Source organism: Salipiger bermudensis HTCC2601 (assembly GCF_000153725.1).
In the GTDB taxonomy this organism is placed as follows: domain Bacteria; phylum Pseudomonadota; class Alphaproteobacteria; order Rhodobacterales; family Rhodobacteraceae; genus Salipiger; species Salipiger bermudensis.
Window position 1 is genome coordinate 3284536 of sequence record NZ_DS022276.1, and the last position, 21615, is coordinate 3306150.

Annotated in this window: 19 protein-coding genes; 9 read left to right on the forward strand and 10 right to left on the reverse strand. The window is 66.8% G+C overall.

The window, feature by feature from the left end; translation table 11 throughout:
• Positions 1 to 358: 358 nt before the first annotated feature.
• The 5 genes from R2601_RS15540 to R2601_RS15560 form a co-directional block, all read right to left on the reverse strand.
• The gene (locus tag R2601_RS15540) at positions 359 to 1840 is read right to left on the reverse strand and encodes a pilus assembly protein TadG-related protein (protein WP_007800020.1); all 1482 of its coding nucleotides are present in this window, start codon (positions 1838 to 1840) and stop codon (positions 359 to 361) included.
• A gap of 4 nt (positions 1841 to 1844) precedes the next feature.
• A complete protein-coding gene (locus R2601_RS15545; RefSeq protein ID WP_007800021.1) occupies positions 1845 to 2297 on the reverse strand; it encodes a TadE/TadG family type IV pilus assembly protein in 453 nt (150 codons plus the stop codon).
• Between the two features lie 127 nt (positions 2298 to 2424).
• Complete coding sequence (locus R2601_RS15550) at positions 2425 to 2733, reverse strand: hypothetical protein (RefSeq protein WP_040544786.1); 309 nt, start codon at positions 2731 to 2733, stop codon at positions 2425 to 2427.
• Between the two features lie 100 nt (positions 2734 to 2833).
• Complete coding sequence (locus R2601_RS15555) at positions 2834 to 3424, reverse strand: hypothetical protein (protein ID WP_007800024.1); 591 nt, start codon at positions 3422 to 3424, stop codon at positions 2834 to 2836.
• Between the two features lie 521 nt (positions 3425 to 3945).
• On the reverse strand, positions 3946 to 4836 hold the full coding sequence (locus R2601_RS15560; protein ID WP_007800026.1) for a LysR substrate-binding domain-containing protein: 891 nt from the start codon (positions 4834 to 4836) through the stop codon (positions 3946 to 3948).
• Positions 4837 to 4965: 129 nt separating this feature from the next.
• On the opposite strand from R2601_RS15560, the gene R2601_RS15565 reads away from it, so the two are divergent.
• The 7 genes from R2601_RS15565 to R2601_RS15595 all read left to right on the forward strand — a co-directional run bounded on the left by R2601_RS15565 (position 4966) and on the right by R2601_RS15595 (position 12837).
• Entirely contained in the window at positions 4966 to 6186 is a 1221-nt protein-coding gene (locus tag R2601_RS15565) for an acyl-CoA dehydrogenase (protein WP_007800027.1), read from the forward strand.
• 325 nt (positions 6187 to 6511) lie between these two features.
• Positions 6512 to 7738: a tryptophan synthase subunit beta gene (trpB, locus tag R2601_RS15570; protein ID WP_007800029.1), complete on the forward strand. Its 1227-nt coding sequence runs from the start codon at positions 6512 to 6514 to the stop codon at positions 7736 to 7738.
• Positions 7739 to 8003: 265 nt separating this feature from the next.
• Entirely contained in the window at positions 8004 to 9269 is a 1266-nt protein-coding gene (locus tag R2601_RS15575; protein ID WP_007800031.1) for a PQQ-dependent sugar dehydrogenase, read from the forward strand.
• Positions 9266 to 9841, forward strand: a complete 576-nt coding sequence (locus R2601_RS15580; protein ID WP_007800033.1) for a c-type cytochrome — start codon at positions 9266 to 9268, stop codon at positions 9839 to 9841. The genes R2601_RS15575 and R2601_RS15580 overlap by 4 nt, the downstream gene beginning before the upstream one ends.
• A gap of 191 nt (positions 9842 to 10032) precedes the next feature.
• The gene (locus tag R2601_RS15585; RefSeq protein WP_007800035.1) at positions 10033 to 11043 is read left to right on the forward strand and encodes a TRAP transporter substrate-binding protein; all 1011 of its coding nucleotides are present in this window, start codon (positions 10033 to 10035) and stop codon (positions 11041 to 11043) included.
• Positions 11043 to 11552 carry a TRAP transporter small permease gene (locus tag R2601_RS15590; RefSeq protein WP_007800037.1) on the forward strand — a complete coding sequence of 170 codons (510 nt, stop codon included), beginning with the start codon at positions 11043 to 11045 and terminating at the stop codon, positions 11550 to 11552. The genes R2601_RS15585 and R2601_RS15590 overlap by 1 nt, the downstream gene beginning before the upstream one ends.
• A gap of 4 nt (positions 11553 to 11556) precedes the next feature.
• On the forward strand, positions 11557 to 12837 hold the full coding sequence (locus R2601_RS15595) for a TRAP transporter large permease (RefSeq protein ID WP_007800038.1): 1281 nt from the start codon (positions 11557 to 11559) through the stop codon (positions 12835 to 12837).
• 7 nt (positions 12838 to 12844) lie between these two features.
• Here the strand turns inward: R2601_RS15595 and R2601_RS15600 are convergent, their stop codons facing one another.
• The 3 genes from R2601_RS15600 to R2601_RS15610 form a co-directional block, all read right to left on the reverse strand.
• Entirely contained in the window at positions 12845 to 13744 is a 900-nt protein-coding gene (locus R2601_RS15600) for a LysR family transcriptional regulator (protein ID WP_007800040.1), read from the reverse strand.
• Between the two features lie 6 nt (positions 13745 to 13750).
• Positions 13751 to 15025: an NAD(P)/FAD-dependent oxidoreductase gene (locus R2601_RS15605; RefSeq protein WP_007800042.1), complete on the reverse strand. Its 1275-nt coding sequence runs from the start codon at positions 15023 to 15025 to the stop codon at positions 13751 to 13753.
• A 150-nt stretch (positions 15026 to 15175) separates the two neighbouring features.
• Positions 15176 to 16549 carry an FAD-binding oxidoreductase gene (locus tag R2601_RS15610; RefSeq protein ID WP_007800044.1) on the reverse strand — a complete coding sequence of 458 codons (1374 nt, stop codon included), beginning with the start codon at positions 16547 to 16549 and terminating at the stop codon, positions 15176 to 15178.
• Positions 16550 to 16660: 111 nt separating this feature from the next.
• On the opposite strand from R2601_RS15610, the gene R2601_RS15615 reads away from it, so the two are divergent.
• Both R2601_RS15615 and R2601_RS15620 read left to right on the forward strand, forming a co-directional pair.
• Positions 16661 to 18337 carry a chloride channel protein gene (locus R2601_RS15615; RefSeq protein ID WP_007800046.1) on the forward strand — a complete coding sequence of 559 codons (1677 nt, stop codon included), beginning with the start codon at positions 16661 to 16663 and terminating at the stop codon, positions 18335 to 18337.
• Between the two features lie 215 nt (positions 18338 to 18552).
• Positions 18553 to 19104, forward strand: a complete 552-nt coding sequence (locus R2601_RS15620) for a CHAP domain-containing protein (RefSeq protein WP_007800048.1) — start codon at positions 18553 to 18555, stop codon at positions 19102 to 19104.
• Positions 19105 to 19401: 297 nt separating this feature from the next.
• On the opposite strand, the gene R2601_RS15625 is transcribed toward R2601_RS15620, so the two are convergent.
• Together R2601_RS15625 and R2601_RS15630 are read right to left on the reverse strand one after the other, a co-directional pair.
• On the reverse strand, positions 19402 to 19746 hold the full coding sequence (locus tag R2601_RS15625; protein WP_040544788.1) for a DUF427 domain-containing protein: 345 nt from the start codon (positions 19744 to 19746) through the stop codon (positions 19402 to 19404).
• Between the two features lie 59 nt (positions 19747 to 19805).
• Positions 19806 to 21581, reverse strand: a complete 1776-nt coding sequence (locus R2601_RS15630) for an aminopeptidase P family protein (RefSeq protein ID WP_007800052.1) — start codon at positions 21579 to 21581, stop codon at positions 19806 to 19808.
• Between the last annotated feature and the right edge of the window lie 34 nt (positions 21582 to 21615).

Sequence of the window (21615 nt, forward strand, 5' to 3'; positions counted from 1 at the left end):
TCGTGACAGTCCGCTTAGAAATCCCATGTGTCTTCCTCCTCTGATGCGTGCCCGTGGCGGGCGCGACCTCGATGGGATCAGGCTGCGGGAAGGAGGGCTCCGAACGCAACAATAATATCTAAATGATACTTAATTTGGGCTAGGGGTCAGCGGTGGCTCGGTCTATTGTTCGCTCTACTGGTCCAAAAGAATGTGTTGTAATTTACTGTTTCCGATGGGGTGATGATTTGCCGCAATCGCGTCCTATGGTCGCTTCGATTCGTTCTCCTTTTTCGGGGTTGAATTTTGCCAAGTATCGAAATGAAATAAAAAGGGGGCGGCCGTGGCCGCCCCAGTCTTGCGTGAGTGGTGGACTTTGTTATTGGACCAGTCGGACCTTGCAGGTCCCTTCAAGGACCGTGAGTGATGCCGGCGCAATGGCCAGTCCGACGAAGTCGTGCACCACGCTGGCCAGAGCGGCCTCCAGCGGCGCGGTGAGAGAGGACGCGGCCGCGAGAAGCCCGCCTGCCAGCCCGGACAAGTCTGTCGGATCGATCTGCCCAAGCAGCTCTGTCGCGTTGCGGCTCGCCTGGTCCAGCGCCCCTTCGAGGCGCGGCGACAGCGATTTCGACACGCCGTCGCGCACGTCTTCAGCGCTGAAGGACAGCGTCTGCGCGCCGCTTTGCACCAGCGGGATGCGATCCCGTACCGTCAGGCCGAGCGCACTCAGGCCGATGTCGAGCGTGGCGAGCCCGGCCTCGACCGGGGTGAAGGCCGCCGCCGGGTGCGGGCCGACGGGCCGGCAGACCGAGCCGCCTGTGCCGAGTTGCGCCGAGGCCTGCGCCAACTCGAGCGCGAGGTCGAGCTCGACAAGGCCAAGCAGGTTGAGCCCATCGACGCCAAGACGGATCTGCGCGGTCTCGGCATAGGCCTCGGCGCTGCCGGGTTCGGCGTCGAGGACGATCCGGCGCGGCTCGAGCACGGTGAGCGAAACCGGGATCCGGGCGAATGGTCCGAGGTCGGCTTCGAAATTCAGATCGATCAGGTGGTTGTCGAGCAGCTCGAGCGAGGCAAAGATCAGGTCCGCGCGGGAAACGCGGCCCGCGGGCAGGCCCGCGCCCAGCAGGAGGCCGCGATTGGCCTCGTCGAGCTGGAGTGCATCGCCAAGGCGGATGGTGCCCGGCGGTGCCGGTACATCCGCGCCAAGCGCCAGCGCCCAGAGCCGGGCGAGCCCGATCTCGGCGTCGAGCACGTCGCCATAGGTCAGCGGCGCCTCGAGATCGAGGGCGAGAGTTTCAAGCAGCAGGTCGGCACGCAGGCTGAGAGCCCCGTCGGAGCACAGCAGGTCGGCGGCGCTTCCGAGCAGTGGGCGCAGGGCGCCCTGAAACAGATCGAGCGAGGCGAGGCAGTTCGAGAGCGTGAAGCTCACGCGCTCCTGCGCGCGCGCCACGGCCTTGCGTTCGAACGGCGCATCGAAGCCGCGCCGGAGCAGGGCGGTGAGGTTGGTCTTGGCCTCCGAGCGCACGGTGACGCGCGCGGCATTCGGGCGGCGCGGATCGGAGGCATCCATGTCGCTGAAGCTGCCATCCTGCCAGCGGCCGAGCTCGATCTGGCGAGAGGCGAGCCGTTCGGCCCGAAAGCTGTCGTTCACGGCGACCGAGACGCGCGCCTGTCGGACCGCCGAGGGGCGTTCGCCGGTGTAGCGCGCGGCCTCGAGCGCGGCCATGTCGGCCTGCGCCTGAAGGTGGCTGCGATGGTTGTTGAGCCAGAGCAGGTCGAACAGCATCGCCATGCCGATCAGAATGCCGGGTAGCAGGACCGCGGTCGCGGCAGTCACCGAGCCGGACTCGTCGCGCAGCATCACCTCAGCCTCCCATCACGATGGCCTTGGCGGTGATCTGGTCCGAGCCGTCATTCAGGCGCCGGAACACCGAGTTGAAGCCCATGAAGGAGGCGTCATACGTCAGGGTGATCTCGCTCCAGCCGGCGCGGGTCCCGGCACTGCAGTGCACCGAGCCGAGGCGCTCGGGAGAGATCATGACGAAGGTCTCGGTCAGATCCGTCACCAGGCTCTGCTCGATGGTCGCGCACAACTCGGCGCGGCTCAGGGCGCCACCGTGATGCTGCAGGGATTGCCGCGCGACCTCGTGGGTAAGCTGCTGAACGTTGGCGATGGTGAGTAGGTAGAGGGCGAGCCACGCCATGCCGGTGAGGATCGCCATGAAGACCGGAAACAGGATCGCGAACTCGACCGTCGCGCTGCCAGCCTCATCGCGCCAGGCGCGTGCCGCACGGTCTCGAAGCTTTGACTGTGACATCACCCCGTTCCTCCATGTTTATATCAAATTGATATTTATGGAGTTGGGCGAGATTGGGGCGGAATGATGTCTGCGGTGCGATGTTGAGGCAATTTCGTGCCTGTCGGGGCGATACCGCCCCTCACGATCAGAGAGACTGGGCGTTGGCTCCCAGCCTGTAGACCTTGGTCTTGTGGTTCGGCGAATGCTCGATGTAGCCAAGCTCGATCAGTCGCTTCATGGCACGGTGAAAGGTGGCGTGCTTCATCTCCTCGACCGCCGTCGCGCGACGCACCTGGTCAGAGGAAATGTCGGTCGTCCCATCGCCTTGCGCGGCAATGGCGTGAAACGCGTATAGCAGGTCGCGCTCATTGCGGTTCAGATCCTCGAGTCCGAGGTCTTTCTCCATCTGCCACAGGGCAGCTCGTAGCTTTGCGATGCCGGATAGCGCGCTCATCTTGTATGTCCAAATCGACCTAAAGTATCGCCATGATAAATTTTCAGAAGATTTGGCGCAATACCGGTTTGTGCAAAGGCAGACTTGTGATTGTGACAATCTATTCAGATCGCTGCATAAGTCTGAAAATTCCGATCAAAATGAGCATGAATACCGCCAGGCCGGCGATGTCGCTGAGCACTGTGGGGTAGGCGATCGAGAAAGAGAGCGTGTGGGTCGGAAAGAGGTCGTCGAGCAGGCTGCGCAGGATGAGCGCGAATGCCGACGCCTTGACCCCGGCGAGCAGGATGATCTTCCAGACCCGGCGCCCGCCGGTCAGGTCGACCTCGGTGTCGATCCCGGCCCAGCGCATCGTGGTGAAGGCGAACGGGGCGCAGAGCGTTACCATGAGCGCGTGGCCGTCTGCGGAGCTCAGAATCTCGGCCGGCGCGTATCCTTCCAGTATCGCCTGAAGTGCGATGCCCGGGAGAAGGTAGGGGATCGACCTCCAGCCATAGAGCCAGGCGGCCAGCACGATCAGGCCGAAGCCCAGAATGACGTAGTCGCGATTGCAGTCGAACGCGCCACAGATCGCCGCGTGCGATTGCAGCAGGACAATCAGGATACCCGAGAGCGTTGCGGCCCGAATGGCATGAGTCTTCGCGGAGTCGGGCGTGCGGGTGTCGTCGTCGGTCTTCGAATTCAGCCCCAAGGGGTTGCTCCTTAATTCTTGGTCAAAGGTGCGCGCCCGATCTAACAGTTCCAAGTTGATAGATCGGCCGGTGCGGCGGTTGCACGCGGATCGCTCCTTTTCCTCCTCCTGCCGACGGTGAGGACGCAGCCCTTCCTCATTCCGTCGGTCGCATTTCGGCGCCCCCAGGATCCGCTTAAATGAGAAGCGGCCTACCGAAAAGATATATCATTGAAATGTTTTTTACCATTGGAAAAGACCCGCTGCGGTCGGGGATTCTTCGGAAAAAACGCGGGCTTGCGTGGCCTTGGCGGTTGAGTGGCGAGTCAAGAAATACGAATATTGGATATTTTCAAGAGGCTGCGTGCTGTCGGTTCGTTGGTGCGCAAATGTCGTTTCGCGTGAGTGTGTTGCTCGAATACGGCCTTGTCGCGCTTGATGTATCCCGGCCAGCGCGGGCGAAGCCGCCATGAGGGCTTACAAGATGGCTTGGGGGCTGTCCAAGCAGAGTGCCCCGAGGTGGCGAGCGATGTGCGGTGGGATCAGCGCCGGATCTCGTCGAGCAGCCAGCCCCGGAAGCGTTGCACGTGCGGGCTCGCCAGTGCCGGCTCCGGCAGGATCAGCGCGTAGTGCTCACCGGTCTCGAAACGCCGTGGCGCGGCCAGCGCAAGCGCGCCACGCTCGAGCGCAGGGCGGGCGACGATCTCGGGCACGATGCCGACGCCGAGCCCGGCGATGGCCGCATCGACGATCATGTCGAAATGGTCCAGCCGCGCACCGCGCAGGATGCGGCGGGGGTCGGTATCTGAGCCGCGGAACCAGTCGAGCCAGAGCGTGGGGCGGGTCGATTGCTGCAGCAGCGGCAGTTCCAGGAGGTCGGCATCGCTGAGTGCATCCTGCCCGGCCAGGAGCGTCGGCGCGGCCACGATCACCATCGTTTCCGGAATCACCGGCTCGGTGCTGACCCCGGGCATATCATGCCGGCTGCGCATAATGGCGAGGTCGAATGGCTCGCGACCGAAATCCACCGGCAGCAGGCGCGCCGAGAGGTCAAGGCTGATCTCCGGGGCGACCTGAGCAAAGCGCGCGAGCCGCGGGATCAGCCAGATCCGCGCAAAGCTCGGCAGCACCGCCATGCGCAGGACCGCATCGCGCCCACCGAAGGCCATCACACCCATCGCCGCCGCGTCGAGCTCTGCGAGCAGCTCCTCGGCGCGGTCTAGGAACGCATGGCCTGCGGGCGAGAGCACCAGCCTTTGCCGCACGCGATTGAACAGCGCCACGCCCAGCCGGTCCTCGAGCGAGGCCAGCGAGCGCGAGATCGCGCTCTGCGTCAGGCCGAGGCTGTCGGCGGCCATGGTGGTGGTGCCGCGACGGGCGCAGGCGGTGAACGCCTCGAGCTCGGCGACGGACGGGATATAGGCTTTGCGCATCGGGGCTCCGGGACAAACGGTGATGGGCTGGTTTATGAGAAATTCTCATTCCTTGCGCAAATTAAATCGTTTCCATCCGGGCCCGCGCGGGCGTAGGGTGCGCGTCAAAACGCGAAAAGGATTCCGACCATGGCCGACGCCCCCAACCTTCGTCCCAAGGATAACCCCGCACTCGCCGGATTCTCGTGGGAGGATCCGTTCCTGTTCGACGCCCAGCTCGAGGAAGATGAGCGGATGATCGGCGAAAGCGCCCGCGCCTTCGCGCAGGACAAGCTGCTGCCGCGAGTCGAGCACGCCTACATGGAAGAACATACCGATCCCGAGATCTTTGCCGAGATGGGCGCGCAGGGCCTGCTCGGGGTCACCGTGCCCGAGCAGTATGGCGGCATCGGCGCGGGGTATGTGAGCTATGGCCTTGTCGCGCGCGAGGTCGAGCGGGTGGATTCGGGCTACCGCTCGATGATGTCGGTGCAGTCGAGCCTGGTGATGTACCCGATCTACGCCTACGGCTCCGAAGCGCAGCGGCAGAAATACCTGCCCAAGCTGGCCTCGGGCGAGTGGATCGGCTGCTTTGGCCTGACCGAGCCCGATGCCGGCTCCGATCCCGCAGGCATGAAGACCCGGGCCATCAAGACCGAGGGCGGCTATCGCCTGAAGGGGGCCAAGATGTGGATCTCGAACGCTCCGATCGCAGATGTCTTCGTGGTCTGGGCCAAGTCCGAGGCGCATGGTGGCAAGATCCGCGGCTTCGTGCTCGAGAAGGGCATGAAGGGGCTTTCCGCGCCGAAGATCGGCGGCAAGCTGTCCTTGCGCGCCTCGATCACCGGCGAGATCGTCATGGATGACGTAGAGGTGGGTGAAGACGCTCTGCTGCCCAATGTCGAAGGGCTCAAGGGACCGTTCGGCTGTCTCAACCGGGCACGCTACGGCATCGCCTGGGGCGTGATGGGCGCGGCGGAGGCCTGCTGGATGCAGGCGCGCCAGTATGGCCTCGACCGCAAGCAGTTCGACAAGCCGCTGGCCGGCACCCAGCTGTTCCAGAAGAAGCTCGCCGACATGCAGACCGAGATCGCGCTCGGCCTGCAGGCGGCGCTGCGCGTGGGGCGCCTGATGGACAGTGCCCAGGCAGCGCCCGAGATGATCTCGCTGATCAAGCGCAACAACTGTGGCAAGGCGCTCGATATCGCCCGCATGGCGCGTGACATGCATGGCGGCAACGGCATCCAGATCGAGTACGGCGTGATGCGCCATGCGGCCAACCTCGAGACGGTGAACACCTACGAGGGCACCCATGACGTGCACGCGCTGATCCTCGGCCGGGCACAGACCGGCATCCAGGCGTTCTTCTGATCGTCCTCTGTTGGTAGATCGTGTGGGCGGTGCCGGACGGTGCCGCCCTCTTGCGTTTGACGGGCGACCGACAGGAAGGGGCGCTGCCCCCTCTTGGCGCTGTGCGCCAATTCACCCCCGAGGTATTTTTGAACCAAAGAAGCCAAGAGCGCTGCGCCCCTGGCTTCTCTTCGTCAAAAATACTCCCGCCGGAGGCGTTCGACAGCGCCACCAGCGCAAGGCCGGGCCAGTCCGCGCGACCCTGTCACGGGAAGATGCGAGGCGGGGCTGGTCAAGCGGCGGGGATATGCCTTAGACAAGGCCAACTGACAGACGGAGAGGCGCGATGGACGATCTGTTCAATTCCTTCATGAACGGCCCCGATGAGAAGGGCCGCTTCGGCATCTATGGCGGACGCTTCGTGTCCGAGACCCTGATGCCGCTGATCCTCGAGCTCGAGGAGCAGTACGAGCGGGCCAAGACCGATGACAGCTTCTGGGCCGGGATGGATGATCTCTGGAAGAACTATGTCGGCCGACCGTCGCCGCTGTATTACGCGCAGCGCATGACCGAGGAGCTTGGCGGCGCCAAGATCTACCTCAAGCGCGACGAGCTGAACCACACCGGCGCGCACAAGATCAACAACGTGCTGGGCCAGATCATCCTCGCCAAGCGCATGGGCAAGACCCGCATCATCGCCGAGACCGGCGCCGGCCAGCACGGCGTGGCCACCGCCACGGTCTGCGCCAAGTTCGGGCTGAAATGCGTCGTCTACATGGGCGCGCATGACGTCGAGCGCCAGCAGCCCAACGTCTTTCGCATGCGCCTGCTGGGCGCCGAGGTGGTGCCGGTCACCTCCGGTCGCGGCACGCTCAAGGACGCCATGAACGACGCGCTGCGCGACTGGGTGACCAATGTGCGCGACACGTTCTACTGCATCGGTACGGTGGCGGGCCCGCACCCGTACCCGGCCATGGTGCGCGATTTCCAGGCCGTCATCGGCAAGGAAGTGCGCTGGCAGCTGGCCGAGCAGGAGGGCGAGGGCCGTCTGCCCGACAGCGTCATCGCGGCGATCGGCGGCGGCTCCAACGCCATGGGCCTGTTCCACCCGTTCCTCGACGACCCGACCGTCAAGATCATCGGTGTCGAGGCCGGGGGCAAGGGCGTGAACGAGAAGATGGAGCACTGCGCCTCGCTCACCGGCGGCCGACCGGGCGTGCTGCACGGCAACCGCACCTACCTGCTGCAGGACGACGATGGCCAGATCCTCGAGGGCTTCTCGATCTCCGCGGGGCTCGACTACCCGGGCATCGGGCCCGAGCACGCCTGGCTGCACGACAGCGGCCGCGCCGAGTATGTCTCGATCACCGACAAGGAGGCGCTGGAGGCGTTCCAGTTCTCCTGCCGCACCGAGGGCATCATCCCGGCGCTCGAGCCCAGCCACGCGCTGGCGCATGTGATGAAGATCGCGCCGACCCTGCCAAAGGACCACATCCTCGTGATGAACATGTGCGGTCGCGGCGACAAGGACATCTTCGCCGTCGCCAAGCACCTGGGCCAGGACCTGGGCTGAGCGCCGCCTGCCTTCGGGCAGATAAATCGCATTTCGACGGCCGCGTGGGAGTATCCCGGGCGGCCGTTTTCGTTGTGCGGGAGGCGGCAGGCAAAGGGCTGAGTGGCGGTCAGTTCTCCTGAGCGGTTTGGTGCAGCGTGGATAAATTCGCAAAATTGGATAAAAGATTTGACAGGTCTCGGATAAATTTTGAATCCTCAGGCTGAGTTCTCCGGGAGGATCGCAATCGGAAATTGCGTGGGGAACCGGTTTAGGGAGGAAGATCATGACCAAGACGACATTGCTTCCGGGCCTCGTGCTCGGAACCGTCCTTGCTGTGCCGGCGGTGGCGCAGGACAATATGGACAAGCTGTCCAACATGCAGCGTACCGACGCGACATTCACCAATATCGACCAGAGCGGCGACCGCGCCGACGCGCTGACAGGAATTCTCGAGCACATCAACGTGCCGGACGGGTTCGAGGTGAGCCTTTACGCGGTGGTGCCGGACGCGCGCTCGATGGCGGTGGCGCCGCAGGGCACGGTAACCTTCGTGGGCACCCGCAAGGACAAGGTCTGGTCGGTGGTCGACCGCGACCGAGACCGGGTGGCCGACGAGGTCTTCGACTTCGCGCCGTCGATCACCTTCGACGTGCCGAACGGCCCGTGTTTCTCGCCGGACGGCTTCCTCTACATCGCCGAGCGCAACCGGGTGCTGACCTTCCCGGCGGCGGAGTTCTTCTTCGAGGGTCCGGACCCGGCGGTGGGCACTGTGGTCGCAAAGGGCGAGCTGGTGCCGGCGGAAGAGGAGAGCTTCAACCACACCGCGCGGGTCTGTCGCGTCGGGCCAGACGGCAAGCTCTACATCTCGCTCGGCCAGCCGCACAACGTGCAGCCCGTCGACAAGCTCGAGATGTACGACCAGATCGGCATCGGCGGCATCATCCGGATGAACACCGACGGCTCGGGCCGCGAGGTCTACACCCGTGGCATCCGCAACTCGGTGGGGCATGATTTCAACCCGGCCAATGGCGATCTGTGGTTCACCGACAACCAGGTCGACGGCATGGGCGACGACATCCCGCCAGGCGAGCTCAACCGGCAGACTGAGGCAGGCCAGCATTTCGGCTTTCCTTGGACCAATGCGCGGGTCGAGATCCCCGATTACAAGGACGTGGAGCGCCCGGAGGGGGTCGCGTTCGTCGAGCCGCAGGTCGAGATGCAGGCCCATGCGGCGGATCTGGGCATGAGCTTCTATCAGGGATCGTCCTTCCCGGAGAAGTACCAGGGCGGCATCTTCTCGGCCCAGCACGGCTCGTGGAACCGCACCACGCCGGTGGGCGCGAGGGTGATGTTCACCGCGCTCGATGAAGAAGGCAACGCCGCCGGCACCGAGGTCTTCGCCGATGGCTGGCTCGACGAGTCCACCGGAGAGTATCGCGGTCGCCCGATGGACGTGGCGTTCCTCAAGGACGGCTCGATGCTGGTCTCGGACGATTTCGCCGGCGCGATCTGGCGCATCGCCTACAACCCGGCCCCGGCCAGCGAATGAAGCTGGCGGCTGTTCTCCTCGGCGGGCTGATGCTCGCCGGGGCAGGGTCGGCGGTGGCGGATGATCCCGCCGCCGGTCGCAAGGTGGCCAATATGTGCCGCACCTGTCACGGGCTCGACGGGCTGGCGCAGATCCCCATCGCGCCGCATATCGGCGGCGAGCCGGAAGAGTATCTCGAGGCGCAGCTCATGGCCTTCAAGACCGGCGCGCGCGAGCATGAGATGATGTCGGTGGTGGCAGCCGGGCTGAGCGCGCAGCAGATCTCGGATGTGGCGGCGTGGTACGCCTCGCACGAGGCCCGCGCGACGCTGCCGGAGGGCGTGAGCGTAGAGGATGCACCGGCGGCCTGCGTCTCGTGCCACGGGGCGACCGGACTCTCCGAGTTGCTCGACGCGCCCAACCTCGCGGGAGAAGTGAACATCTATATCGATACCCAGCTCAAGGCGTTCCGCACTGGCAGGCGGACGCACGAGATCATGTCGGACATCGCCGCCGACATGACCGATGAAGAGATCCGCGCCGTGGCCGACTGGTACGGGGCTGTCCAGCTCGAGATCGAGATGTCGGAGTAGGGCGGCGCCCGGAGAAGGCGGCGAGGGCAGGGCGACCCGCTGCCCAACAACGCGCCGCGGTCGCGGGCGGCACGGCATATTTTGCCGCGCCCCTCTTGCGCCCCGTAGCCCCATGCGGAACAGATAGCGCAACGGCAACGGGCCCCGCGTGGCGGTCGGACCGGCCGAAGAGCAATTGACAGGGACAGCCCATGAAACATCTCCTGACCGCCACCGCGCTTGTCTGCAGCCTTGCCGGAGCCGCCTCCGCCCAGACCGTGCTCACCGTTGCCAACTGGCTGCCGCCGTCGCACCCGCTGGTCTCCGAGCTGATCGTGCCGATGACCGAACAGATCGCCGAGGCCACCGGCGGCGAGGTGACTGCCAATATCCTGCCCGCGCCTCTGGGGCCGCCGCAGGCGCATTTCGATTTTGCCGTCAACGGCGTGGCCGACATCACCTTCGGCGTGCAGGGCTACAACCCGGGCCGCTTCAAGACCACCAACATCGTCGAACTGCCGTTCCTCGGTGACAGCGCCGAGAATATCTCGGTGGCCTACTGGCGCGTGTTCGACGAGATGCTGCGTGACGCGGGCGAATATGACGACGTGAAGGTGCTCGCGGTGTTCAGCCACGGGCCCGGCGAGATCTTCCTCAAGTCCGGTGAGGTCTCCGAGCCCGACGTGCTGCAGGGCGTCAAGCTGCGCGTCGGCGGCGGCATCGTGCACGAGGTCGCCTCGGCGCTTGGTGCGGTGCCGGTCGAGGGGCCGTCGTCCAAGGCCTACGAGCTGCTGAGCCAGGGCGTCGCCGACGGCATCCTGTTTCCCTACGAGTCGGTCAACTTCTTCAAGCTGATCCCGCAGCTCGACGAGGCGATCTCGGTGCCGGGCGGGCTCTACAACACCTCGTTCTACATCGTGATGAACAAGGCCAAGTGGGAGAGCCTCGACCCCGAGCAGCAGGACGCCATCGACACCGTCACCGGAGAGGCGCTGGCGCGCATGGCGGGCCAGATGTGGGATGCCGCCGACGCCGCGGGCAAAGCCGCTATGGAGGGCGAGATCGCCATCACCCCGGCCACCGAGGCGCAGCTCTCGGCCTGGGAAGGCGCGCTGACACCGCTGGTGCAGGCAAAGCTCGACGAGGCGGCCGAGACTGGCGTCGACGCGGAGGCGGCGTTTGACATGCTGAAGGCCGAGATCGCCAAGGAAGCCGCCGAGTAATGCCCGAGGCCCTGCCCGAGACGACGCGCCCGCGCGGGGCCTTTGGCCTGCGCGCGGCGCTTGCGGTGCTGGGCGGCGTGCTGCTGATGGCGCTGATGGGGATGACGGTGACCGACGTGATCGGGCGCTATCTCTTCAACGCGCCGCTCCGGGGCGCCACCGAACTCACCGAGCTGCTTCTCGCCGCCGTCGTCTTTCTTGGTCTGCCAGCGGTGGCGCTGGCCGATGAACACGTGACGGTGGATCTGGTGACCGACCGGATGCCGGCGGCGGTGAAGCCGTGGCGGGGCGCAGCGACGGGGCTGTTCTCGGCGGTGGTTCTGGCGGTGGTGGCGTGGCGGGTCTGGGTCTACGCGGCGCAGATCGGCGGCTATGGCGGCACCACGACGACGCTGGCGATCCCGATCGCCCCCTTGGGCTATTTCTGTGCGGTCTGCACCGGCTTTGGTGCGCTCCTGACCGCGCTCGTGCCGGCGCATGCGCTGATCCGGCATCTGAAAGGACACTGACATCATGGAAAGCTGGCCGGTCGGCATGGCCATTCTCGGCGTGCTGCTTCTCGTGGGCGTGCCGATCTCGATGGCCCTCGCGGGGGTGGGGCTCGTGGGCGTGGCCTCGATCATCGGGTGGACCCCGGCGCTGTCGCTGCTGGGCTCGGCCTTCTTCGACAACGGGCGCGACTACTCGCTCTCGGTGCTGCCGCTCTTTCTGATGATGGGCAATTTCGTGGTGCAGTCGGGCATCGCGGAGGAGCTCTACAAATCTGCTTACGCCTGGCTGCGCCACCGCAAGGGCGGGCTCGCCACGGCCACCGTCATCGCCTGCGGTGCGTTCAGCTCGGTCTGCGGCTCGTCGATGGCCACGGCGGCCACGATGACCCGCATCGCGCTGCCCTCGATGCGGCGCTACGGCTATCCCGACCGGCTCTCCACCGCCTCGATCGCCGCCGGCGGCACGCTGGGCATCCTGATCCCGCCCTCGGTGATCCTCGTGTTCTACGGCATCATGACCCAGCAGGACATAGGCAAGCTGTTCCTCGCGGGGCTGATCCCCGGCTTGATCGGCATCATCGGCTACACCATCGCCGTGCGCATCACGCTGGTGACCCAGAAGATCGATCTGCCGGTCGAGCCCAAGCTGCCTTTCCTTGACCGTATCCGTGCGCTCAAGGGCACCGCCGGCGCGCTGATCCTCTTCGTCTTCGTGATGGGCGGCATCTATCTCGGCGTCTTCACCCCCACCGAAAGCGCCGGCATGGGGGCGGGCGGAGCGTTCCTGCTGGTGCTGCTCTCGGGACGGTTCAGCCGCGAGAAGATGATCGCGGTGCTCTACGACACCATGAAGACCACCTCGATGATGTTCTTCATCCTGTTCGGCGCGCTGACCTTCACCAACTACGTCAACATGTCGGGCATGACCCGCGACATCCAGGCGGCGCTAAGCGTCTTCGGCGACACGCCGATGATGACCATTCTCGTGATGCTCTGCATCTACCTTGTCTTGGGCTGCGTGCTCGAAAGCCTGTCGATGATCATGCTGACCGTGCCGGTTTTCTACCCCATCGTGGCGGCGCAGGGCATCGATCTGATCTGGTTCGGCATCTTCGTGGTGATGGTGACCGAGATCTCCTACATCACGCCGCCAGTGGGGATGAACGCCTTCGTGCTGCGCTCGGTGGTGCCCGATGTGCGGCTCGGCACGATTTTCGGCGGGCTCGCGCCCTTCGTCGCGATGGACGTGCTGCGCGTGGCGCTGCTCACCGCGTTTCCGGGGCTGGTGCTTCTGCTGACCTGAGCATGGCTCAGTCCGCGAGCGGCCGGAACGAGACCTCGCCGATCAGCCAGTCGCGAAACGCGGCCACCTGTTCCGAGCGCCCCTCGGGCGTGACGAGGTAATAGGCTTTTTCGGTCGAGTAGGGCGCGTCGAGCGCCACGCGCAGCAGCCCGTCGGCAAGCTCGCGTTCGATCAGGTAGCGCGGCAGCAGCGCGCAGCCCATGCCCGCCTTCACCGCCTCGATGGCGAGCGAGATCTGGTCAACCCAGTGGCCTTCGCCGGCGCGCTCGACGGCGACGCCGTGATGGGCGAACCAGTCGGGCCAGAGACCGGGCCGCTCGGAGAGGTGGATGCGGGGCAGAGGGGCGAGCTCGGCCGGAGCGGAGGGAAACTGCGGGGCGCCGCCGCCGATCACCGGCACCATGATCTCGGAGCAAAGGTAGCTGCAGATCCCGCCCGGCCAGTTGGGCTGGCCGTAATGAATGGCCAGATCGCAGGGGCTGTCATTGAAGTCGAACACGCCCTTTCGGGTGCTGAGATCGATGCGCAACCCGGGATGCTGCGCAAGGTAGCCGGGCAGTCGCGGCATCAGCCAGCGCGCGGCAAAGGTCGGCAGCGCGTTGATCGAGAGGACCGTCTCCTGGGCCCCGCCAGCCCCGGCGTGACGCAGGGCGCGCTCGGCCAGCCGCAGCAGGCGTTGCGCCTCGGGCAGCAGGTCTTCACCCGCGCGGGTGAGCACCACGCGGCCCGGCGCGCGCTCGAACAGCGGTTTGCCGATCTGCTCCTCGAGCTCGCGGATCTGGCGGCTGACGGCGCTCTGGGTCAGCGCCAGCTCCTCGGCGGCGCGGGTGAAATTGCCGTGCCGCGCGGCCTGCTCGAAGGTCTGGAGCACGCGCAGGTCGGGCAGGTGGCGGCGCTGCAGGCTCATCGGCGCTCAGCGTGCTCCGGCCGCGTGCATCAGCGTCGCGCCGAACTCGTAGTAGCTGCCCTTGAGCGCCGTGAGGCTTTCATCGTGGCCTTTCACAGGGACCAGCGGCAGGCCCGAGAGATCGCCCGAAAGCAGTGCCTCGGCGCTGGCCGTGCCGAACACCGTGCCGGGGCCGATGCCGCGCCCGGAATAGCCGAAGCACGACAGCGCGTTGGGGCCGATCTCGACGATTTTCGGGATATGGTCCGAGGTCATGGCGATGCGCCCGCACCAGGCATGCTCAAAGGGCAGATCGGCGATCTCGGGGAAGAGCTGGCGCAGCTTGCGCCGGGCCCACCCGGCATGAATGCCGCCGCCGGGGCCGTCGAGATTGCCCATCCCGCCGAGGATCATTCGCCCAGCCTGATCGGTGCGGAAGGACGACATGACCAGCGCGGTGTCCCAGCAGCCTTCGCCGCGGGCGAGGATGCGGGCGCGGGCGGAGGCGGGCATCGGGGCAGTGGCGAACTGGCCGAAATGCACCGGCGTGTAGGCTGGCGGCTGTGCGCCCGCGAGCGGTGCATGGTAGGCATTGGTCGCCATCAGCAGGGCGCCCGCCTGCACGGTCTGGCCGTTGCAGGTGACACGCCAGCTGTCGCCCGCGCGGGTGATGTTCGTCACCGGGCTGTCTTCGAAGATCCGAGCCCCGGCGCGCGTTGCTGCGCGCGCCAGCCCGCGGCAATAGGCCAGGGGCTGCACCGTCCCGGCGCGCGGATCGAAGAGCGCGCCATGCACCGACGCGCTGCCGACGCGTTCCTGTGCCTCGGCGGCGTCGAGCAGTTGCAACGGCGCGCCATGGGCATTGCCCTGCCGGAAGCGGGCGCGCAGGTCATCCATGCCGGATGGGGCGTGGGCGCAATGCAGGGTGCCGTTGCGGGTGGCCTCGCAGGAGATTTCCTCGCGCTCGATGATCCCGTAGACCAGATCGGGGGCCGCCCCGAGACGGGCGATCAGCGCGCGGCCCGCGTCTTCGCCAAGCTCGGCGAGGATCTCGTCGGGCTTGAGCCACAGCCCGGCATTGGCCAAGCCCACATTGCGCCCCGAGCCGCCGTGACCGATGGTCCGGGCCTCGAGCAGCGCCACCGAGGCACCGCTCCGCGCGGCCTGAAGCGCCGCCGCGCTGCCGCTGAAGCCGCCACCGATCACCGCCAGATCGACGCTGAGGGCGCGATCGAGCGGGCCGGCCGAGAGCGCCTCCTTGCTGGAGGCGCGCCAGAGATTGCCGTGTTGCGAAGCTGTCATCTTGTCCGTCCTAGGTCGCCGGATTCGCCGCCTCCGGAGGTCCCGAAATCCGTCCCGTGACAGAGGTGTAACAGCGTTGGGCTGGGATGGAAGAGCCTGTGAACAGGCGACGGGCGCCGGGAGAGCCCGGCGCCCGAAGGATTGGCAGTCTCAGCCCTGCGGCACCAGCTTGCCGGGGTTCATGATGCCCTTGGGGTCGAGCGCCTGCTTGATCTGGCCCATGACCTGCCAGCCGTCACCGTGCTCGGCCTCCATGTAGGCCATCTTGCCGAGGCCGACGCCGTGCTCGCCGGTGCAGGTGCCGCCAAGCGCCAGCGCGCGCTCGGCCATGCGGTGGGACAGGCGCTTGGCTTCGTCGAGCTCTTCCGGTTTCTCGGGGTCGATCAGCAGGATGGCGTGGAAATTGCCGTCGCCCACATGGCCGAGGATCGGGCCGGGCACGCAGCTTTGCGCGATGTCGGCCTGTGTTTCCTCGACCGCGCTGGCAAGCCGGGAGATCGGCACACACATGTCGGTCACCACCGCCCGCGCGCCCTTGCGCGAGGCGAGGATGGCGTAATAGCCGTTGTGGCGCAGCGCCCAGAGCGCCCGGCGCTCCTCTTCTCGGGCCGACCACTGGAAAGGCGAGGCGCCGTGTTCGGCGACGATCTCGCCAAAGCGCTCGGCATCCTGCGCCACGCTCTCGGGCGAGCCGTGGAACTCTACGAGAAGGTGCGGCGCCTGCGACATCTCCATGCCGGAATAGGCCGTGAAGGCTTGCGCGGTGGCCGCGTCGACGAACTCGATCCGCGCCATCGGGATGCCCATCTGGATGGTCTCCATCACCGCCGTGACCGCCGAGCCCATGTCGGGGAAGGCGCAGATCCCGGCGCTGGTGGCCTCGGGGATGCCGTGCAGCCGCAGGGTCAGCTCCGTCACGAGCCCCAGCGTGCCCTCCGAGCCCACCATCAGCGCGGTCAGATCGAAACCGGCGGCACTCTTGCGGGCGCGGGTTCCGGTGCGGATCACCCGGCCATCGGCCAGCACAACGGTCAGACCCAGCACGTTGTCGCGCATGGTGCCGTAACGCACGGTGGTGGTGCCCGAGGCGCGGGTCATCGCCATGCCGCCGAGGCTCGCGTTGGCGCCGGGATCGACCGGGAAGAACAGGCCGGTGGCGCGCAGTTCCTCGTTCAACGCCTCGCGGGTGACGCCGGGCTGCACGGTCACGTCCATGTCGTCGAGCCGGATCTCGATCACCTTGTTCATGCGCGAGAAATCCACCACCACGCCGCCCTGCACCGCGAGCCCGTGGCCCTCGAGCGAGGTGCCGGCCCCCCAGCCGATCACCGGGCAATCGTGCTCGGCGCAGATCTTCACCAGAGCCTGCACCTCCTCGGTGCTTTCGGGATAGGCCACCGCGTCGGGCGGCGTGGTCGGGAAATGGGACTCGGATCGGCCGTGTTCGGCCAGATCGGGCTTGGACCGGCTGAGCCGTTCGCCTAGGAGAGAGGCGAGAGCATCAAGGGCGGCGTCTTTGGGCATTGGTAACCTCCGGGGAAATCGCGGGGACCATAGCGATGCCGCTCGCCCGGCGAAAGCCAAAGGGGCCGGCGAAAGCCAAAGGGGCCCGGCGAAAGCCAAAGGGGAGAGGGAATGTTGCGCGAGGTTGCCCGCCAGTGGCACGAAATGCGCGCCACCTGCGGGCGCGGCTGGGACACGCTGAGGCACAAGGCACCGGGGCAGGTGACCTTCTGGCTCATCGCGCTGGTGGTCGGCGCCGCGGCGGGCTTTGCCGCCATCCTGTTCCGCTCTGCGATCAATCGCCTTCAGGCTGCGCTTTATGGCACCGAGGACGTCAACACGCTGGCCAGCTTCGCCAGCGAGCTGCACTGGCTCTGGGTGCTGCTGATCCCGCTCGGCGGCGGCATCGTGGTCGGCCTCATCATCCAGTTCCTGACACCGGATGGCCGCGTGCGCTCGGTCTCGGACGTGATCGAGGGCGCGGCGCTCAACGATGGCCGGGTCGAGAAGAAGGCCGGCATCGCATCTGCGCTGTGTTCGTGGATCACCCTTTCGACCGGCGGCTCGACGGGACGCGAGGGGCCGGTGGTGCACATTGCGGCGATGATCTCTTCTTGGGTGTCGAACCTGTTGCGGGTCGACGGGATCACCGGGCGCGACCTTCTAGGCTGCGCGGTGGCGGCGGCGGTCTCGGCGAGCTTCAACGCGCCAATCGCCGGGGCGCTGTTCGGGCTCGAGGTGGTGCTGCGCCATTTCGCCCTGCACGCCTTTGCCCCGATCGTGGTGGCCAGCGCCGCCGGCACGGTGATCAACCGGCTGGCCTTTGGCGACGTCACCGAGTTCCTGCTGCCCGGCACCACCACGGTCGAGTTCTACCTCGAGCTGCCCGCCTTCTTCCTGATGGGGCTGGTCTGCGGGCTGGTGGCGGTGGTGATGATGCGGGCGATCTTCTGGTCCGACGATCTTGGCAACCGGATGCAGAAGCGCATGGGGTTGCCGATCTGGCTGCGCCCGGCGGTGACGGGGCTGCTGCTCGGCGCCATCGCCATCGAGTTCCCGCATATCATCGGCGTGGGCTACGAGACCACCTCGCTGGCCCTGACCGGCGGGCTCGGCCTGCGCGAGGCGTTGCTGTTCACCATCGTCAAGGTGGCGGCGGTGTCGATCACCATGGCCGGGCGCATGGGCGGCGGCGTGTTCTCGCCCTCGCTGATGGTCGGCGCACTGACCGGGCTGACCTTCGCCCATATCGCCACCGGGCTGTTCCCCGAGCAGAGCTCGGCCTTCACGCTTTATGCGCTGGCGGGCATGGGCGCGGTGGCGGCGGCGGTGCTGGGCGCGCCGATCTCGACGACGCTGATCGTGTTCGAACTGACCGGAGACTGGCAGACCGGGCTTGCGGTGATGGTCTCGGTCTCGATGTCCACGGCAGTGGCGTCGCGGCTGGTCGACCGAAGCTTCTTCCTGAGCCAGCTCGAACGGCGCAACGTGCATCTTGCCGCCGGGCCGCAGGCCTACCTTCTGGCGATGTTCCGCGTGGCGGGGGTGATGCGCAAGCCGGGCGATCCGGGGGCGGCGGACGAGGAAGCCTGCCTGCGGATGATCGAGCAGGGGCTCTACGTGCAACAGGGCGCGACGCTCGAGACCGCGTTGCCGCGCTTCGAGAAGTCCGGCGTTGCCTACCTGCCGGTGGTGACGCTTGAGGGCGCGGCGCAGACGCCGGTGCTGCAGGGGGCGCTGTTCCATGTCGACGCGCTCAAGGCCTACAATCGCGCGCTTGCCGCCACCGCGGCGGAAGAGCATTCGTGACTCCGCGGCGCTTTCGTCGGGATGTGACTAAATTTTAGGCGCTGGAGCGTGGTGTCCCTCCGAGCCGCGGCGGGGCTGCGGAACGTTGCCCGAACATGCGCGGATTTCTGCCGAACCCACATCACCGGACTTTGCAAAAGTTTACGGTTGGTAAAAGGATATCCGCGAGCTGCCGGAAACAGGCGGCCGAGCAGAAACAACCGTTCGAGGGACGAATGAGCGTTACCGGCGCCCGCAAGGCCAGATTTGGCCTGCCCATCCTATGTGCAATTCTTCTGGCCACCGCGGCCTGTTCGACCAAGGCGCCCGACATCGCCTACAGCTCGAGCGGCATCGATCTCGAGCGCCGCGCCATGGCGCTGCGCGAGGTGCGCCAGCTGCAGGATGCCGGCCGCCGCGTCTGGTGCGTGCCCTTCGCCCGCAACGCCAGCGGAGTCGAGATCCGCGGCAACGCCAACACCTGGTGGGGCAAGGCACATGGGCTTTACGAGCGCGGCGTGCAACCCGTCGAGGGCGCCGTGATGGCGTTCGCGGCCACCGGTGGGATGCCGATGGGCCACGTCGCCGTGGTCTCCGACATCCTGTCGCCGCGTGAGGTTCGGATCGATCACGCCAACTGGAAGCGCAACAAGGTGACGCTGGGCATGACGGTCCAGGACGTCTCGGCGGCCAATGACTGGTCGGAAGTGCGCGTCGAGAGCAACCCGGGCAGCTTCGGCAAGGTCTACCCGATCAACGGTTTCATCTATCCCAGCCGGGTCCAGTAAGTCTTTCCCTGCAATGTGGTGCGCGCCTTGGGCGCGCGCTGGTCGTCTCGCCCGCGGCCCTCGGGCCGCGGTCTCGGGGCGTGGGTGGAGAGCTGACGCCTTTTTCGGGCGTAGCGCCTGGACGCTTGGGGCGGCCTGCCTCCGGCGGGAGTATTTTTGACGAAGAGAAGACAGGGGCGCTGAGGGGACGGGGGCGGCGCTGAGAAGGCGGGGGCGTTTTCGGGACGGGTGGCGCCTGCAATGAGAAAAGGCAGGCGCGGAGCCTGCCTTTTTCGGTTTTGGTGGATGGTCGGAAGATCAGACTTGCTCGACCGCGACGCCGTCCTGGACCTGGAAGGCGAGGTAGCCGGCGAGCGGCGCCGCTTCGTCCCTCGGGCTTTCATAGGACAGCACAGCATTCTCGTAGCTGCGGCTCTTGGAGGCGATGGTGAAATGGGTTGCCTCGCCGATATGCTGGTTGATGGTGCGGTAGTCGGACGGCTCGAGGAAGGCCATGGCGATGTCCTCGCGCGGGAAGAAGATCACGCCGGGCATGTCGCCCTCGGTCAGTTCCAGCGTCCGGTTGCTTTCGCCCAGCACCGCGCCGCCGGCGCGGATCACCCAGGTGCCCTCGGTCGGGCGGATGGTGATGTGGTTCATCATGTCGTTTTCTCCCCGTTTCCTCGCGGATCATATACCAGCCGTCTTGCGACAGTCCTGTGTCAAAGCGGCGCGCAGGCCGCTGCCAGCCATTCCGCGTCGGCGCCCTCGACGAGCGGACCGATGCGGGCCAGCACTTCTTCGTGATAGGCGTCGAGCCAGCTGCGCTCGGCCTGCGTCAGCAGCGCCGGCACCACCAGCCGCCGGTCGATCGGCACCCATGTCAGGGTCTCGAAGCGCAACATCCGTGGCACTGTCTGGCCCGGCAGGGCGTCAGCGGTCTCCACGGCGATGAGGTTCTCGATCCGGATACCATAGGCGCCCTCGCGGTAAAAGCCCGGCTCGTTCGACAGGATCATTCCCGGCTCGAGCGGCACCACGCCGGTGCGGGCGATGCGCGCAGGCCCCTCGTGCACGCTGAGATAGGCGCCGACGCCGTGGCCGGTGCCGTGGCCATAGTCGAGCCCTTCCTCCCAGAGTGCCGCGCGGGCCAGCACGTCGATGTCGCGCCCGGCCAGACCCGCCGGGAAGCGCAGCCGCGACAGCGCGATCATGCCCTTGAGCACGCGCGTGAAATTCGCGCATTCCTCCTCGCCCACGTCGCCGATGGCAATGGTGCGGGTGATGTCGGTGGTGCCGTCCACGTATTGCCCGCCGCTGTCGACCAGCAGCAGCTCGCCCTCGCCGACACGGCGATCCGTGGCCTCGGTGACGCGGTAATGCACGATGGCGCCGTTCGGGCCGGCGCCGGCGATGGTCTCGAAGGAGATGTCGCGCAGCGCGTTGGTGGCCCGGCGCTCGGCCTCGAGCGTGGTGACGACACCGATCTCGGTGAGGCTGCCCGGGGCCTGGCGGTCGAGCCAGGCGAGGAAGCGCACCATCGCGGCGCCGTCGCGCAGATGTGCCGCGCGGGCGCCCTCGAGTTCGGCGGCATTCTTGCGCGCCTTGGGCAGCACGCAGGGATCGGGGGCCTCGACGATCTCGGCCGTGGCGAGCGCGTCGGCCACCGCGACCGGGCAGCTGGCCGGGTCGATCTGCACCTTGCCGCCCAGCGTGGCGACCGCGGCAAGGAAGCCCTCGGGCGGCAGCACCTTGACCTTTGGCCCGAGATGATCGCCCAGGCCCTCGAGCTTGGCGGCGTCGATGAAGAGCTCGACCGTGCCGTCCTCGTTGAGCAGGGCGAAGCCGTGTGGCACCGGGTTGCGCGGGATGTCGGAGCCGCGGATGTTGAGCAGCCAGGCGATGCTGTCGGGCAGGGTGATGACGCAGGTCGCGGCCTTGAGATCGCGCGCCAGCCGGTCGATCTTGTCGGCGTGCGGCTCGCCGGTGAGCGCCAGCGGCTGGGCGAAGACGGCGCCCTGCGGGGGGCTGGGCTGGTCGGGCCAGATCCGGTCGACGAGGTTGTCGGTGCGGATGAAACCGTGGCTTTCGAGCTTGGCCTCAAGCCCGCGCAGCTGGTCGACCGAGAATAGCCACGGGTCGATGCCGATCCGGCCGCCCTCGGGCAGCTTTCGGGCAATCCAGTCGGCGAGGCTGGTTTCCGGCCAGTCGACCGGGGTGAAGTCCTTTGCCACCTGCGCCTTGACCTGCACCCGGTAGCGGCCGTCGATGAAGACGCCGGCCTCCTCGGTCAGCGCCACGCAGAACCCGGCCGAGCCGGTGAAGCCGGTGAGCCAGGCCAGCCGGTCGTCGCGGGGGGCGACGTATTCGCCCTGATGCGCATCGGCACGCGGCACGATGAACCCGTCGAGCCCTTCGCGGGCGAGCTCGTCGCGCAGGCTGGCCAGGCGCGGCGGGCCCTGCTCGGGGCGGGCGGTCTCCTGAAAGGTCTGAAACATGGCGCGGCCTCCTTTTTCGCGGACCCTATCAGGC